General features: G+C 70.4%; 14 protein-coding genes. 4 read left to right on the forward strand and 10 right to left on the reverse strand.

Annotated elements, in window-relative coordinates:
• The first annotated feature begins 236 nt into the window (after positions 1–236).
• The gene (locus tag IF30_RS0134215) at positions 237–1454 is read left to right on the forward strand and encodes a cation:proton antiporter (RefSeq protein ID WP_030245803.1); all 1218 of its coding nucleotides are present in this window, start codon (positions 237–239) and stop codon (positions 1452–1454) included.
• A gap of 250 nt (positions 1455–1704) precedes the next feature.
• On the opposite strand, the gene IF30_RS0134220 is transcribed toward IF30_RS0134215, so the two are convergent.
• Positions 1705–2331, reverse strand: coding sequence for a TetR family transcriptional regulator C-terminal domain-containing protein (locus IF30_RS0134220; RefSeq protein ID WP_030245806.1), 627 nt, complete (start codon positions 2329–2331; stop codon positions 1705–1707).
• Between the two features lie 49 nt (positions 2332–2380).
• Between IF30_RS0134220 and IF30_RS0134225 the strand changes: the two genes are divergently transcribed.
• The gene (locus IF30_RS0134225) at positions 2381–2830 is read left to right on the forward strand and encodes an ester cyclase (RefSeq protein WP_199807978.1); all 450 of its coding nucleotides are present in this window, start codon (positions 2381–2383) and stop codon (positions 2828–2830) included.
• A complete protein-coding gene (locus IF30_RS0134230) occupies positions 2827–3321 on the forward strand; it encodes a DUF3237 domain-containing protein (protein WP_051711797.1) in 495 nt (164 codons plus the stop codon). The genes IF30_RS0134225 and IF30_RS0134230 overlap by 4 nt, the downstream gene beginning before the upstream one ends.
• Here IF30_RS0134230 and IF30_RS0134235 read toward each other — a convergent pair.
• Positions 3297–3533 carry a hypothetical protein gene (locus IF30_RS0134235; RefSeq protein WP_030245811.1) on the reverse strand — a complete coding sequence of 79 codons (237 nt, stop codon included), beginning with the start codon at positions 3531–3533 and terminating at the stop codon, positions 3297–3299. The two genes, IF30_RS0134230 and IF30_RS0134235, sit on opposite strands and share 25 nt — an antisense overlap.
• Positions 3534–3940: 407 nt before the next feature.
• Here IF30_RS0134235 and IF30_RS48250 point away from each other — a divergent pair, with 407 nt between their 5' ends.
• A complete protein-coding gene (locus IF30_RS48250) occupies positions 3941–4561 on the forward strand; it encodes a hypothetical protein (protein WP_158835706.1) in 621 nt (206 codons plus the stop codon).
• A 287-nt stretch (positions 4562–4848) separates the two neighbouring features.
• On the opposite strand, the gene IF30_RS48255 is transcribed toward IF30_RS48250, so the two are convergent.
• The 8 genes from IF30_RS48255 to IF30_RS49895 all read right to left on the reverse strand — a co-directional run bounded on the left by IF30_RS48255 (position 4849) and on the right by IF30_RS49895 (position 14284).
• A complete protein-coding gene (locus IF30_RS48255; RefSeq protein ID WP_158835709.1) occupies positions 4849–5160 on the reverse strand; it encodes a hypothetical protein in 312 nt (103 codons plus the stop codon).
• A gap of 250 nt (positions 5161–5410) precedes the next feature.
• Positions 5411–8077 carry a TIM-barrel domain-containing protein gene (locus tag IF30_RS0134240; protein WP_051711799.1) on the reverse strand — a complete coding sequence of 889 codons (2667 nt, stop codon included), beginning with the start codon at positions 8075–8077 and terminating at the stop codon, positions 5411–5413.
• Positions 8078–8172: 95 nt separating this feature from the next.
• On the reverse strand, positions 8173–9006 hold the full coding sequence (locus IF30_RS0134245; RefSeq protein ID WP_030245816.1) for a class II fructose-bisphosphate aldolase: 834 nt from the start codon (positions 9004–9006) through the stop codon (positions 8173–8175).
• A gap of 99 nt (positions 9007–9105) precedes the next feature.
• The gene (locus tag IF30_RS0134250; RefSeq protein WP_030245817.1) at positions 9106–10062 is read right to left on the reverse strand and encodes an SIS domain-containing protein; all 957 of its coding nucleotides are present in this window, start codon (positions 10060–10062) and stop codon (positions 9106–9108) included.
• Positions 10063–10445: 383 nt separating this feature from the next.
• Positions 10446–11375 carry a carbohydrate ABC transporter permease gene (locus tag IF30_RS0134255; RefSeq protein ID WP_037902066.1) on the reverse strand — a complete coding sequence of 310 codons (930 nt, stop codon included), beginning with the start codon at positions 11373–11375 and terminating at the stop codon, positions 10446–10448.
• 78 nt (positions 11376–11453) lie between these two features.
• Entirely contained in the window at positions 11454–12740 is a 1287-nt protein-coding gene (locus tag IF30_RS0134260; RefSeq protein ID WP_051711801.1) for an extracellular solute-binding protein, read from the reverse strand.
• Positions 12741–12927: 187 nt separating this feature from the next.
• Positions 12928–13686, reverse strand: coding sequence for a DeoR/GlpR family DNA-binding transcription regulator (locus tag IF30_RS0134265; RefSeq protein ID WP_030245825.1), 759 nt, complete (start codon positions 13684–13686; stop codon positions 12928–12930).
• Positions 13673–14284: a hypothetical protein gene (locus IF30_RS49895; RefSeq protein WP_234322948.1), complete on the reverse strand. Its 612-nt coding sequence runs from the start codon at positions 14282–14284 to the stop codon at positions 13673–13675. Before IF30_RS49895 ends, IF30_RS0134265 begins: the two co-directional genes overlap by 14 nt.
• Positions 14285–14633 lie beyond the last annotated feature (349 nt).

The raw sequence follows: 14633 nt of genomic DNA on the forward strand, positions 1-14633 counted from the left end.
TTCCACGCGAAGCTCTACCCGGTCAAGGACCGCCAGGGGGTGACGCAGCAGGAGGACCTCTGGCAGCGGGACGCGTCTCCAGATCGCGCGCCAGCCGGCCGCGTGCTCGGGGAGCCTTGTGATCGGCGCCCATGCTGCGGCGCCCCACCGCGGGGGGCGAGGTGGACGGCTGCCGCCGTGGGGCCCGCCTCGACACATTGCGGACGTTTTGCCCGACTTCGTGCTAACCAGTAGCCATGTCGCATCCCGGGACGCTCATCCTGATCATGGCCATCGCGGTGCTCGCCCCGCTCCTCGCCTACGCGGCCGCCCGCCGGCTGACCGTGCCAGTGGCGATCTTCGAGATCGGCCTCGGCATCGTGATCGGCCCCGACGCGCTGGGCTGGGCCCACCCCGACGAACTCATCGACACCCTGTCCACCCTGGGGCTGTCGATGCTGATCTTCCTGTCCGGCTACGAGATCGAGTTCGCCGCCGTACGCGGGGACACGCTGCGCCGGGCCGTCGGCGCGTGGGTGCTCACGCTCGCGCTCGCCCTGGGAATCACCTTCGCCCTGACCGGCGCCCAGGCCACCAAGAGCTTCGTCATCGGCACAGCGCTCACCAGCACCGCGCTGGGCGCCGTCCTGCCGATGCTGCGCGACTCGGCCGTGCTGCACAGCCGATTCGGCACCGTGATGATGGCCTTCGGAGCCGTCGGTGAATTCGGCCCGATCATCGCGATGGCGCTGCTGCTCAGCGGGCGCGCGCCGGGTGCGGCCACCGCCCTGCTCGCCGCCTTCGCCGCGGTGACCGCCGGCGCCCTCTACTGGGCGATGCGTCCACGCCCGCCGTGGTTCGCCCGCATCGTCGCCACCACGCTGCACACCAGCGGACAGTTCGCGGTCCGCCTGGTCATGCTGCTGCTCGCCGTCATGCTTGGACTGTCCGTCGCGTTCGGGCTCGACACCCTGCTCGGCGCCTTCGCCGCCGGCCTGCTCACACGCCTGATCCTGCACGGAGCGGCCCCCGAGAGCAGCGCGGAAGTCCTCGGCAAGATCGAGGCGATGGGCTTCGGCTTCCTGGTCCCGGTCTTCTTCATCGTCACCGGCATCAACTTCGACCTCCACGCTCTGCTCGGCGGCGGCCGATCCCTCCTCCTGCTCCCGGTCTTCCTCCTCCTGTTCCTCCTCCTGCGCGGCGCCCCCGCCTGGCTCCTCGCCCCCCGTGACCTGTCCCGCCGCGAACGGACCTCGCTGACGCTCTACTGCGCCACCTGCCTGCCCCTCGTGGTCGCGATCACCACCATCGGCGTCGACGACGGCGTACTGGGACAGGGCGAGGCCGCCGCCCTGGTGGGCGCGGCCATGCTCTCCATCCTGGCCTTCCCCCTCATGGCCCTCAAAGCCCTCGCCCCCCACCAGCACCAGGCCCGCCCATCCGACAGCGTGGCGCAAACCTCGGAATCCTGGTGAGTGACGGGGCCGGGGCCCGCGGGCAGCCTCCCGGATGCGGAAGCCCTCCACCTCCAACCGGACCCGCCGCGTCGGTCATGAAGAACGCCCGCCTGCGGGGGCGCACCCGCAGGCGGGTGGAGGGCCGAAGCGGCGCCGGGCCGTGGCGCGGATCCGCGTCAGCGGCCAGGGACCGTGGGCGGTGCTCCCCGGCTCGCTGCCGTCCCGGACACGCCCGCAGGCCCGTTCTCCGGGCACGTCCGGGGGCGGCTCAGCCGCCCCCGGACGCGGGCGCGAGGAGGCTGTCGAGGACGCGGCGGACCTTGGCGGCCGCTGCGTCGTCGCCCAGGCGCATCGCGGTGTTCGCGGCGGTGAGCACGGCGTCGATCTGGAACGCCGTCAGGTCCGCGTCGAGGCCGGCGGTGGTGCCCGCGCCGTGGGAGTGTCGCAGCTCGGCGGCGATGCGCTCGCGCCAGGCCCGTTGCTGGCCGGCCAGCATGTCCCGCACCGGGCCCGGTCGGCTGTCGAACTCGGGCAGGTTCGCCGCCCAGAAGCATCCGCCCGGGAAGAGCGGCTGCTCGGCGTAGGCGAGCCAGCGCTCGACCAGGGCGCGCAGCCGCTCGGCGCCCCGGGGCTCGGCCAGCGCGGGGCGGACCACGGCCTCCTCGAAGGCCTCGCGCGCCGCCTCGATCACGGCCAGTTGGAGCTTTTCCTTCGTGGCGAAGAGCGTCTGGATACTGCTCTTGCCTACGTCCAGGTCGGTCGCGAGTCGACCGAAGCTGAGCCCGTCGAGTCCCTCCAGCGACGCCGTGTCGACGGCGTGCCGCACGATCGTCCGCCGCGACCGCAGGCCTCGAAGCAGGCGCCCGTCCCGCACATCCTCGCTCACCGGACTCATTGTGCCATCCCCCTTGCACAAAACATACGTACGACCGTACGTTTTCTGCGTGAAGACCCATCAGATGTTCGAACTCGCCCAGGCGCTGGCGCACGCCAAGAGCCGCCAGGACCTGCCCGCGGCGCTCCGGCTCCTGCACCACGACGTCCTGCTGGAGTCGCCGCCCTTCGGCACCAAGGCCCGCGGCCTGCGGGAGAACGAGAAGGCGCTGGCACGCTTCTTCGCGTCCTTCCCCGACTACCAAGTCACCCTCGACGGGCACGCCGGCAACGTCGACACCCTGCTCTGCTGGGGAACGGCACGCATGACCATGACCGGCGACCGGTTCGGCGTGACGCCCAACGGCAGGCGCGCCCAACTGCCGGTGTTCCTCCAGTTCACCTTCGCCGACGGCCTGATCGCCGGCGAGCGGTTCTTCCTCGACCTCGCGGAGCTGTGCGCCCAGTCAGGCGTCTCCACCGACCAGGTCCGGCACACCCTGCTGGGAGGCAGCGCATGACCCCCGACCCTCGCACGAAGACCCTCGGCGAGATCACCACGAGCCACCTGTTCGACCTCGTCATCGACCTGGCCCCCCGGCTGGACTTCGGCACCGGCCCGCTCGGCCGCAGAACGCTCTTCGGCGACACCGGAGGCACCTTCCACGGCCCGCGCCTGCACGGCGAGGTGCTCCCGATCGGCGGCGACTGGGCCCTGTTCCGCCCCGACGGGACGATGTCCCTGGACGTGCGCCTCACCCTGCGCACCCACGACGACGCCCTGGTGTACATGACCTACGGCGGCCGCTGGGTCACCCCGCCCGAGCTGCGGGCCGACATCGCCGATCCGGCCAAGCGGTACGACGTCGATCCGGCCCGGTACTACTTCCGCACCAACCCGCTCTTCGAGACCGGATCGCAGGAGTACGCATGGCTGAACGACATCGTTTGCGTCGGCACGGGCTACCTCATCGAAGGCGGGATCGCCTACAAGGTCGCCCAGGTCGATTGACCGCCGAAGGCCGAAGAGCCGTCAGGACGATCCGGTTCGGTGATCGACAGGATCGGCAGGCCGGAACGGTCCGGGGAGGACGGGACGCCCTCGACCTCCTGGCCGCCGACATCGAGGGCTTCGCCCGCGAGGCGGACGCCGGCGGTCGCCGCGGGCGAGTGCCTGTTCGGCTTCGACTTCGGCGCGGAACCCGGAATCGCCGGTGTCGGCATAGCCCCGAACGTCCGGATGCCCAGGTGGCGATACTGGACAGCGCCAGGCGGCCACGCCGCCGGGCCGGCGGGCGATGTGCCAAGCGAGGGTGCGACTTGTGTCACCCCGTGTGCGGATGGATCCATGCGGCGGTTGAGCGGCCTGTCCACGGAGGCAGCGTTCGCGACGTCTACAGCCGGACGAGTTGCAATCCGGCAGTGTCGCCATGATGCAGATCACTCCGTACCGTGTGGTGGTCGCTTCTTTGATCGATGCCCGGCGCCCGCATAGTTTGGCCTGGTGAGGGGTGGACTGCGGGAACGGTGGAGGAGTCAGTGGAGGGGTCAGCCGCGGTGGGTGCGGGGTGTGCTCGCGGCAAACGAGAGCGGCTGCAACAAGCAGGGTCGATGGCAGTGGGAACTACGCCATGTTGCAGGATCTCAGCACTGCAGGATTCGGAGAGTGGACCCACGTCGTGCCTGGCGATGGCCAGCTTTTCTTTTATAACGAAAATACGCGAGGCGCTGCAACAGCTAGGCTCGATGGCGGCGGGAACTACACCATGCTGCAGGATCTCAGCGGTGACAAGTTCGGGCAGTGGACTCATATCGTCCCCAACGGTTCCCTGATCTTCTTCTACAGCGCAGATACGCGAGAGGCTGCAACGGGCAGGCTCGATGGCAGCGGGAACTACACCATGTTGCAGGATCTCAGCGCTGCGGGATTTGGAGAATGGACCCACATCGTCTTTGAAGCGGATCCTTCGGCACTCTTCTTCTACAGCGCACGCACACGAGCGGCTGCAACGGGCAGGCTTGATGGCAGCGGGAATTACACTATGCTGCAGGATCTCAGCGGTGCAGGATTCGGAGAGTGGACCCACATCGTGCCTGACAACCGCCTGCTCTTCTTTTACAACGCACGCACACGAGCGGCTGCAACGGGCAGGCTTGATGACAACGGGAACTACACCATGCTGCAGGATCTCAGCGGTGCAGGATTCGGAGAGTGGACCCACATCGGTGCAACACAGCCGGGGACTCCTTAATAGCAATCCGCGTGGGGCGAAGACCACCGTCATGCTTCGAGGAGAAACAAGGTCCGATTCAGCAGCACTCGCTTCGAGGTCTCACGGCCTTCAGGCGGGTGCTTTGCACATCGACGACAGCCGCCCGGATGGTCAGACTCGAGCCTCAATGGGCACACGCCCGGGGCAACCTGGCACCTGTCCGAAACGGCAGGTTCTAATCCAGCCGTAACCAGCCGGAAGAACCGAAGTGGCCCGCCGGATCAACAGACGGACCGCCATAAGTTGGCCGACTGAAGATCCGGAGATTATTCCCAATGCCCGGAGCAGTGCCACCCCACCGTCGATTTGTAAGGGCCAGTGATGACATGTTGCCTCGTCAGCACCCCATGGCAGATGCCAGGGGGGCCATCGCTGTCGCCATCATTGTCGATCCACGTTTCTACCATCCGCGAATCGAGCAAGAGTCGATTTACCTTGATCCCATCAGAACCGGCAAGATCCGTCAGGAATTTGATCGGTGACGCGCGGAAGGCATCCCACTCCTCCGGAGTGAGTTCCACTTCATGAACTTCCAACTGGTTGTTTTCCTGTGTTGCCACCGGCGTAAACTCAGCCATAAGGCCGCCTCCGGGGACCTCGGCACGACGTCGAGCCGTCGCTGCCGACCCGGGAGGCCTCCGGCTTCACCACGGAGGAGGTCCGTACGCACGGCACCCGGGTCGGCTTCGCGCTGGAAACGCTGTCGGGCGAGCGTTCGCCACGGGTGGCAGGACGACAGGTTCGACGGGCTGCGGGTGTCCATCGAAGCCCTCGACAGCCGAGGGGCCTCTCGCGCGGACGCGAGAGGCCCCTCGGGGACGGATCCGGTCAGTGGCCGCCGTGGATCAGTTCGACGGAGAAGTCCCGGTCGGTGGGCCGGCTCGGCGTCTTGACGTGGGTCACCCCGGTCGCGGCGTCGTAGTACCAGCCCGAGGGGGCGGAGTCGAGCGCGGCGGCGGAGTCGAGCCGGGTGAGCGGGCCGCCCTGGGAGACCACCTGGCGCGGGGCCGGTTGGCCGTGCACCGTGAAGCGGTACGCCCGGGAGGCCGGCTTGCCGGCGTAACTCCCCTCGCTGGCACCGACTTTGATGACGGTGACCGGGCCGGCGGAGTGGACGTCGACCTGCTGGGTGGCCGAGGAGCCGGCGGTGAACTGCCGGGTGACGCCGTCGTCCTCGTACAGGGTGTAGGAGGAGTCTCCCTGGGCCTGCGGGTAGAGGTCGTAGTCGAGTTCGCCGCGGTTCCTGGTCTGGTAGGACAGCGTGCCCTTCGGCCACATCGGCACGATCGCACCGCCCTTGACGAACAGCGGCAGGGTGTCGAGCGGGGCGGAGTAGCCGTCGATCGTGGTCGGGCCCTGGTAGGTGCGTCCGGTCCAGTAGTCGGTCCAGGTGCCCTCCGGCAGGTAGATGCCGTTGCGCACCGAGGTGTCGGAGTAGACCGGTGCGACCAGGAAGTCGGGCCCGGCCAGGAACTCGTACGTGGCGTTCGGCCCGAGGGCGTTCGGGTCGTTCGGGTACTCCAGGGCGAGCGGGCGCACGGCGCCGATGCCGCTCTTCGTGGCCTCGGCGGACAGGGTGTACATGTACGGCAGCAGCCGTTCCTTCAGCTGGAGGTACTTGCGGTTGATCGAGGTGTACGGCTCGCCGTCCAGCCATGGCTGCTGGTCGCGCTGCTCCTTGCCGGACATGTCCCGGGCCCAGCCGTCCATCGTCATGATCGCCGGGAGGAAGGCCTTCCACTGCAGGTCGCGGGTGTACATCTTCGGGTCGCGCCGGAAGATCGAGCCGACGTCCCCGGTGTTGTAGGCGATGCCGGACATGGTGGCGCCGGCATAGGTGGGGATCTGCCAGCGGATGTAGTCCCAGGACAGGCTCTGGTCGCCGCTCCACAGCACGCCGCAGCGCTGGGCGCCGGCCCAGGAGACGGGCAGCCAGACGAAGCCGCGGGCGTCGCTGTTGTCCTCGATGCCGGCCTTGGCCTGGTCGCAGGCGTTCAGTGCGAAGTCGTAGCCGTTGCCGACCCAGGCCACGTCGAGCTTGCGCACCCGGACGCCGGCCTTGACCTCCTCGGCCTGGTTGGGCAGGCCGTTCTGGGTCCAGAGGCCGAGCTGGGCGTGGTCCTTGCGCAGGCCGTCGCCGGTCTGCGGCAGGTTCTCGTAGCCGCAGCCGTAGCCGTCGTTGACCAGCATCCATCCGAGCGGCATCTGGTTCCGCACGTAGCCGTCGGCGACCGTCACGGCGTCCGTGGTGTGGCGCTCGCCGCGGTTGGCGTTGTGCAGGTAGCAGTCGGAGTCGCCGGGCTCCAGGCCGTAGACCGGCGGCATGAAGGGCTTGCCGACCAGGCCGGTGTACTGGCCGATCACCGACTTCACGTCACCGGTGAAGTAGTAGGCGTCCAGGCGCCGTTCCTGCTGCCCGGTGCGGACCGGCGAGCCGAAGTCGTAGATCCCCGGGGCGAAGGTGTTGCGGAAGACGCCGTAGCCGGCGCTGGAGACGTAGAAGGGCTGGGAGTTGTTGTAGCCGCCCTCGTTCCAGTCGAAGCTGTTGGCGACGTGGACGGTCCGGTCGCGGTGCGAGAAGCTGCCGTTCTGCTCGCCGCCGCCGAAGAACTGCTCGTCGCCGCCGCGTACCAGGCTCTGCCGCATGCCGCTGGTGGACCAGCGCAGCGGGGCGTCCTCCTGCCAGATGGCGGTGCGGTCGTCGGCCTTGTACAGACCGAAGCGCAGCGGGTGCTTGTAGACCCGCAGTACCAGGTCCTTGGAGCGGATGCCGTGGTAGTCGCCGGCGTCGAAGGTGCTGGTGGCGCGCTGGAGTTCGGGCTGCTTGCGGATGATGGTGCTGCCGGCCGGGTCGGTGAGGACGCCGTCCGGGGCGGCGCGCAGCCGCAGCTGGTCGTCGGCGAGGAAGTCGACCTTGGCCTTCAGCGGGCCGGCGGAGATGTCGTAGCTGCCCTGGGAGCCGGAGAAGGCGGTGAGGTCGCCCGCGTCGGTGGTCTGCGGCAGGTGGGCGCTGACGGTGAAGGAGCCGCCGTGGACGTCGTAGGGGACGACCAGGACGTGGTAGGTGCCGGAGGCGTTCTGGATCACGGTCGCCTCGGGGTCGGCGGTGCCCGCGCTCTCGGCGACCTCCTTGCCGGCGTCGTCGTAGATGTAGAGGTCGAAGTCGTCGGCGGGGTTCTGCCACTGGATGGAGACCGGGACGCCGCCCTCGGGGTTGTCGGCCCAGTAGCCGGCCGGCACGTGGACGGTCAGGTCGAAGCGGCCGCAGACCGTGCCGTCCGGGTCCTGGGTGGCCGGGGGGCAGCTGGCGGCGCCGCCGAGCGTGCCCTTGGCGAAGACCGGGCTCTGCCAGGTGACGCTCTGGTGGTCCCGGTCGAGGACGGCGGAGCCGGGCCCCGCGGCCCGGGCCGGCAGGGTGGGGCCGGCGACGGCGGCGAGGCTGGCCAGGGCCGCAGTGAGGGCGGCCCGTCGGAGGTGGGGGCGTAGCAGGCGCACGGGTGTCTCCTGTCGGCTGGGCGGGTGGTTCCGGAGCGTGACGGGGAGGTGCGGGTCGGAGGTGCGGGTCGAACGAGCGGGGGACGGGCGTGGTCTCAGGGGGCGAGCAGGCGCAGCAGGCGGGCGACCTCGGCGGCGACGGCCTCCCGGGCGGGCGCGAGGTACCGGCGGGTGTCGACGGCCTCGGGGTGGGCGCCGAGGTGGTCGCGGACGGCCCGGCTGAACACCTGGTTGAGCCGGGTGCCGATGTTGACCTTGGTGATGCCCGCCCGGACGGCCTCGGTCAGCCCGGTGTCGCTGACCCCGGAGGAGCCGTGCAGGACCAGTGGGACGGGGACGGCCGCGCGCAGCCGGGCGATCAGCGCGAGGTCGAGGACGGCGTCCCGGGTGGCCATCGCGTGCGAGCTGCCGACCGCCACGGCCAGGGTGTCGACCCCGGTGGCGGCGACGAAGTCCCGTGCCTGGTCCGGGTCGGTGCGCACCCCCGGCGCGTGGGCGCCGTCCTTGCCGCCGATCTCGCCGAGCTCCGCCTCCACGTGGACACCCTGCTGGTGGCAGCGGGCCACCACCTCCCGGGTCGCGGCGAGGTTCTCCTCGTACGGCGGGGCGGAGGCGTCGAACATCACCGAGCCGAACCCCAGCCCGACGGCCTCGCGCACCAGCTCGGGGGAGTCGGCGTGGTCGAGGTGGACGGCGACCGGGACGCTCGCCGCGCGGGCGACCGAGAGCACGGCGAGCGCGATCGGTTCGAGCGCGCCGTGGTAGCGGACGGTGTTCTGACTGATCTGGAGGATCACCGGCCGCCCGGCGCCCTGGGCCCCGGCGACGATCGCCTGGGCGTGTTCGAGCTGTACGACGTTGAACGCTCCGGCACCGGCGCCCCGTTCGGCGGCGGAGCGGACGATCTCGGCGGTCGGGGTGAGCGGCACGGTCTTCCTCCACGGGGGTGGCGGGTTCTCGGTGGTCGGGCCCGGCCTGTGGCGAGGCCCGCGGCGGCCGGGCGGGGTGAGGTTCAGCCCCGCTGCTGGTCAGCCCCGCTGCTGCTCCGCGAGGACCACCGACCGGGTGAGGTGGCGCGGCCGGTCCGGGTCGCAGCCGCGCGCCTCGGCCACCTCGACGGCCAGCCGCTGCGCCCGGACGAGGTCGGCCAGCGGGTCCAGGTCGTCGTCCGCGCTTCCGGACCCGGTGACCAGGAGGGCGCCGGTGCGGGCGATGTCCTCGGCGAGACCCGCGGGCGCCGGCCCGAACACCCAGGTCGCCCGGCCCGGTTCGGCGATGCTGATCGGCCCGTGCCGGTACTCCATCGCGGGGTACGCCTCGGTCCACGCACCAGCCGCCTCGCGCATCTTCAGCCCGGCCTCCAGCGCCAGCCCGTGGGTCCAGCCGCGCCCGAGGAAGGTGAACTGTTCGGCGTCGCGGAGCCCGGCGGGGAGCGGCTGTGTGACGGCCCGTCCGGCGTCCCGCACCGCCCGGTCCAGCGGGTGGACGCCGTCAGGCCGTGCGCCCTCGGCCTCCAGGTGGGCGCGCAGCAGGGCGAGCACGCTGGTGGCGAAGCGGGTCTGCACCACGGAGCGCTCGTCGGCGAAGTCGAGCACCGCGACGGCGTCGGCGAGCGCCATGACCGGGGTGGCGGGGTCGGCGGTGACGGCGGTGGTGGGAATCCCGGCGGTACGGGCCAGGCCGAGCAGGTCGAGGACCTCGGTCGTGGTGCCGGAGCGGGAGACGGCCAGGATCCGGTCGTAGTCGCGCCCGGGCGGGAACTCCGAGGCGGCGAAGGCGTCCGTCACCCCGTGCCCGCCGCTCTCGCGCAGGACCGCGTACGCCTGGGCCATGAACCAGGAGGTGCCGCAGCCGACGACGGCGACCCGTTCGCCCCGGCGGGGCAGCGCACCGGTATGCCGGGGCAGGGCGTCGGCGGCACGGCGCCAGCACTCGGGCTGCGAGGCGATCTCGGCGGAGGTCTGGGAGGGCGTGCGGGAGGTCATGCGACGGGCTCCTCGGGCGAGGGGGAGGGAGGGGGAGGGGGTCGGGAGGGAGGCGGGAGGTGGTCGACTCCGGGGGCCGTCGGCTACTTGACCGATCCGGCGGTCAGTCCGGAGACCACGTGCCGCCAGGACGGTGGACCCGCCGGCGACCAGCAGGGTGACCTTCAGGTTGCCGCCGAGGGTCGACTCGCGCCAGACGTCGATGAAGTTGGACCAGGCGAAGTGCCGTGGCAGGTAGGTCGCGTCGCGCAGTTCGTCGGCCGGGCGCAGCGCGGTGAGGGTCATCACCAGGTAGGGGAGCAGGAAGACGGCCGCCAGCAGCCAGGCGGCTCCCGCGAGGGCCAGGGTGCGCGGCGCGATCCGGCGGCCGCCGGGCCGGGCGCTCACGCCTCCTCCCGGTTCCAGCGGCTGGCCTTGAGGAAGGCGAGCACCAGCAGCACCACCAGGGCGAAGTTGACCACTGACATGGCCGCGGACTCGCCGATGTCGGTGCTCTTCAGCTGGTACATGAACACCGTGGTGGTGGCGGTGTCGCTGCTCGGGCCGCCCCGGGTCATGCCCCAGATGACGGGGAAGGAGTTGAAGACGTTGATCAGGTTGATCACCACGCCGACCAGGAAGGCCGGGCGCAGCAGCGGCAGGGTGACTCGCCGGTAGGTCTGCCAGGGCGAGGCGCCGTCCACCCGGGCCGCCTCGTACACCTCCGCGGGGACGGTCTGCAGGCCGGCCAGCAGGGTGTAGGTGGTGAACGGGAGGGAGACGAAGACGGCGACGAAGACCATCCAGGGCCAGGCCGTCGAGGGGTTGCCGAGCCAGTCGTGGGGGCCGTCGATCAGGCCGAGGTCGGTCATGGCGGTGTTGAGCACGCCGGCGGTCCGGTCGAGCATCCAGCGGAAGCCGATGGCGGTCATCAGTACGGAGGCGGCCCAGGGGGCGATCAGCGCCCAGCGGGCGTAACGGCGGCCCGGGAAGCGCTGGTTGAACAGCTGGGCCAGGCCGAGCGAGATCAGCATCGTCAGGGCGACGACGGCGAGGGTCCAGACCACCGTGGCGAGCAGGACGTGGCCGAGGTCGGCCTCGCCGAACAGCTTGCGGTACTTGTCGAGTCCGGCGGAGCCGCGGACGAAGCCGCTGGTGCTGATCCGCAGGAACGAGGTGCGGACCATCTCGTACACCGGCCACAGCACGACGGCGAGGATCAGCAGGACGGCCGGGGCGATCCACGGCAGCGGTCCGAGTCGGCCCGGGCGGTGGCCCGGGGGAGCCGGGCGGCGCGGCGCGCTCGCGCGCGGCGCCTGGGAGTCGGGAGTCACGGGGGGGCCTTTCGCGGGACGGCGTGAGGGCGGCCCCGGCGGCGATCCACCGGGCGGGCCCCGAGGAGGTGCGGGCCGCTACTTGTTCGCGACGGCGTCCTGGGCCTTCTTCTGGAGGTCGCCGAGCACCTTGGCCGGGTCGCCCGAGACGGCGCTGCCGACGCTCTTCTTGAGTTCGGCCGAGACGATGTCCCAGGTGGTGTCGCCGAGCGGGTAGAAGACGGCGTTCGGCAGGACGGAGAGGAACGGTTCGAGGTCTTTGTGGTTGCCGCCGGCGGTCATCGCGCTCAGGGTGTCCTGGGTGACCGGCAGCAGGTTGTAGGTCTCGTCGAACTTGAGCATGGAGTCCTTGGCGTACGCGAAGTCGAGGAACTTCTTGATCTGTTCGCGGTGGCCGTTCTTCTTGAAGGCCATCATCCAGTCCGCGACGCCGAGGGTGGAGGTGAGCGGGCCCGTCTTGCCGGGGACGGCGACGACGCCGTAGTCGACCTTGCCCGCCTGGGCCATCTGGATCAGCGAGGGGTGGCCGTTGGCCATGGCGGCCTTGCCGGCGGCGAAGTCGGCGAAGGAGGTCTTGCGGTCGGTGGTGGCCGGGTTGGGGTAGGTCAGGCCGGGGTCGACCAGGTTGGCCTTCAGCCAGCGGAAGGTGTCGGCGTTCGCCTGGCTGTTGAGGGTGTACGAGCCGTCCTTGGCGTTGGGGCCGCCGCCGTTGCCGAGCTCCCAGAGCATGCTCTCGCCCTGGGCCTCCTCCGGGCCGAGTGGCAGTGCGTACGGGGTGACACCGGGCACCCTGGCCTTGATCTGCTCGGCGTCCGCGCGCAACTCGTCCCAGGTGGTGGGCGGTTGGGTGATCCCGGCCTGCCGGAAGACCGCCTTGTTGTAGAACAGGAGGCGGGCCGAGGAGACGAAGGGTATGCCGTACTGCACGCCCTTGACCTCGCCGGCCTTGGCGAAGCTGTCGATCAGGTTGCCGCGGGTGGCGGGCGACAGCACGTCCTGCGCCGTGTAGAGGAGGTCGTCGGCGACCTTGTCCGCGTAACCGCCGGTCTGCAGGACGTCCGGCACGTTGCCGCTCTGGATCATCGTCCTGACCTGCTGGTCGATGTCGTTCCAGTTCAGCACCTGGACGTCGACCTTGATGCCGGGGTTGGCCGCCGTGAAGGCGGTGGCGACGCCGTTCCAGTAGTCCTTGGAGCTGTTGGACTCCTTGTCGCCGTAGTCGGCGGCGACGAGTTTGAGCGTCACGTTGCCGTCGGCGTCGGTTCCGCCGCCGTTGCCGCCGCCACTGCCGCCGCTGCCGCAGGAGGTGAGGGCGAGGGCGCCGAGGGCACAGGCCGTGATGAGCGCCGGCACACGTTTGTTCACCGCAGTTACCGCCTTCGTACGCGCTTGATCGAGTGATCGCAGGTGCTTGAAGAGAGCTGGTTTTGCGCAGGTTCGAAAGAGCTTCCTGGGTAGGAGGAGCCATGTCAACCGTTCGGACAGCAGAAAAGCCCGGCCGGGGAGGCCCCGGCCGGGCGCCGTGGGTGCGCCGCGGTGGCGCATGCGGGCGTCAGACGCGCAGGACCCCTACTCCGCAGGCGGCGATCGCCTCGTCCTCGGCCTCGGTGGCCCCGGCGTCGGTGACCAGGTCGTGGACCTCGGAGAGCGGGCAGATCCGGGCGAAGGTCACCCGGCCGATCTTGCTGCTGTCGGCCAGCACGACCGACCGGGCGCTGCTGCGCAGGAACGCGCGGTCGGTCTGGGCCTCCATCTCGTCGTGGGTGGTGCAGCCCTCCTGCGGGGTCAGGCCGTCCACGCCGATGAACGCGATGTCGAGGTGGTACTGGGCGAGCATCCGGTCGGCCGCCGGCCCGACCAGCTCGTAGCTGGTGGTCCGGGCGATGCCGCCGACCACCACCAGCCGGATGTCCGGACGGACGATCAGGTCGGCCGCGATGTTGACGGCGTTGGTCACGATGGTGATCCCGCCGCGATCCGCCAGGACGCGGGCCAGCTCGCTGGTCGTTGTGCCGCCGGTCAGTCCCACCACCGAGCCGTCCGGCACGAGCCGGTCGGCCGCGAGGGCGATCCGGCGCTTCTCCGCCTGCCGGGTACCGTGCTTGTGGCGCAGCGGCAGTTCGAGGTTGACGGCCCCGGTGACCGCCCCGCCGCGGGTGCGGTGCAGCAGGCCCTGGTCGTGGAGTTCCTGCAGGTCCCGGCGGACGGTGGCCGAGGACACCGCCAGGAGCCCGGCCAGCTCGTGCACGTCGGCGCTGCCCGCCTCGGTGAGGTGCGCGAGGATCCGGGCGGTACGGTCAGCTTTGAGCATGACGGAAGTGTAGTGTGCTCGCACGAAGGGCTTTGCGCAGAACTGCTCGGCTCGGGCCGGCCGGGTTCACGGGCCGGATCAGCTCAGTGCCCGCCGACCGGGCCGGTGCTCTCCCGGACGACCAGCTCGGGGCGCAGCAACCGGATCGAGTCGGCCGGGTTGCCCGACCTGCCGAGGGCGCGCAGCAGCAGCTCGACCGCCTCCCGGGCCGGTCGATGCGCAGCCCGTTGGCCCGGTCCTCGCTGAGCAGGTACGCCGGGCCGTCGGTGTCCTGGAAGGGGTCGATGTCGCGGCTCTGGAATCCGAGCGGTTGGAAACTGCTGCGGTAGGTGTAGGGCCCGCACGGGGTCGTGCTGGTCGCGACGCCGACCTTGGCCTCGGCGTAGGAGGGGCTGTCGATGTGCAGGTACATCACGTGGGTGGCGGTGGCGGCGGTGTAGATGACCTTCGGCCGCTCGACGATCCGGTGGGGGCCGAGGTCGCCGCTGGGCTGCAGCGTCAGGGCCCGGCTCTGGTAGGTCCAGTGGTACAGGTCGGTGCTGCTGTAGCAGGGGATGACTGAACGACAGCAACGAAACGAGCAACTTGCCGCAGTCATCCAAGCATCCGGGTGCACGTACGAAGCGCTCGCCAAGGCGATCCGCACGGTCGCGGCCGAAGCGGGAGAGCCGCTGGGCACCTCCCGTTCGGCCGTCCACTACTGGGTGGCCGGCGGCACGCCGACCGGCCGGACGCCGGGCTACCTCGCCGAAGCCCTCAGCCGGAAGCTCCAGCGCAGGGTGACGCCGGCCGAACTCGCCCTAGGTGTACTGACCACGGAGGTTGGTGACAGAGCTCACGGGTCAGAACAGCTAGACGAGTAGTTCCGAAGTCAGCTGGGTTTGCCGGTTCTGCTCCGGACATGCGGGGAGGGTGTCCAGCATTCGGGTTGTGACGACCGAAGAGCT

It is taken from the genome of Streptomyces sp. NRRL S-350, assembly GCF_000719705.1.
GTDB lineage: Bacteria > Actinomycetota > Actinomycetes > Streptomycetales > Streptomycetaceae > Kitasatospora.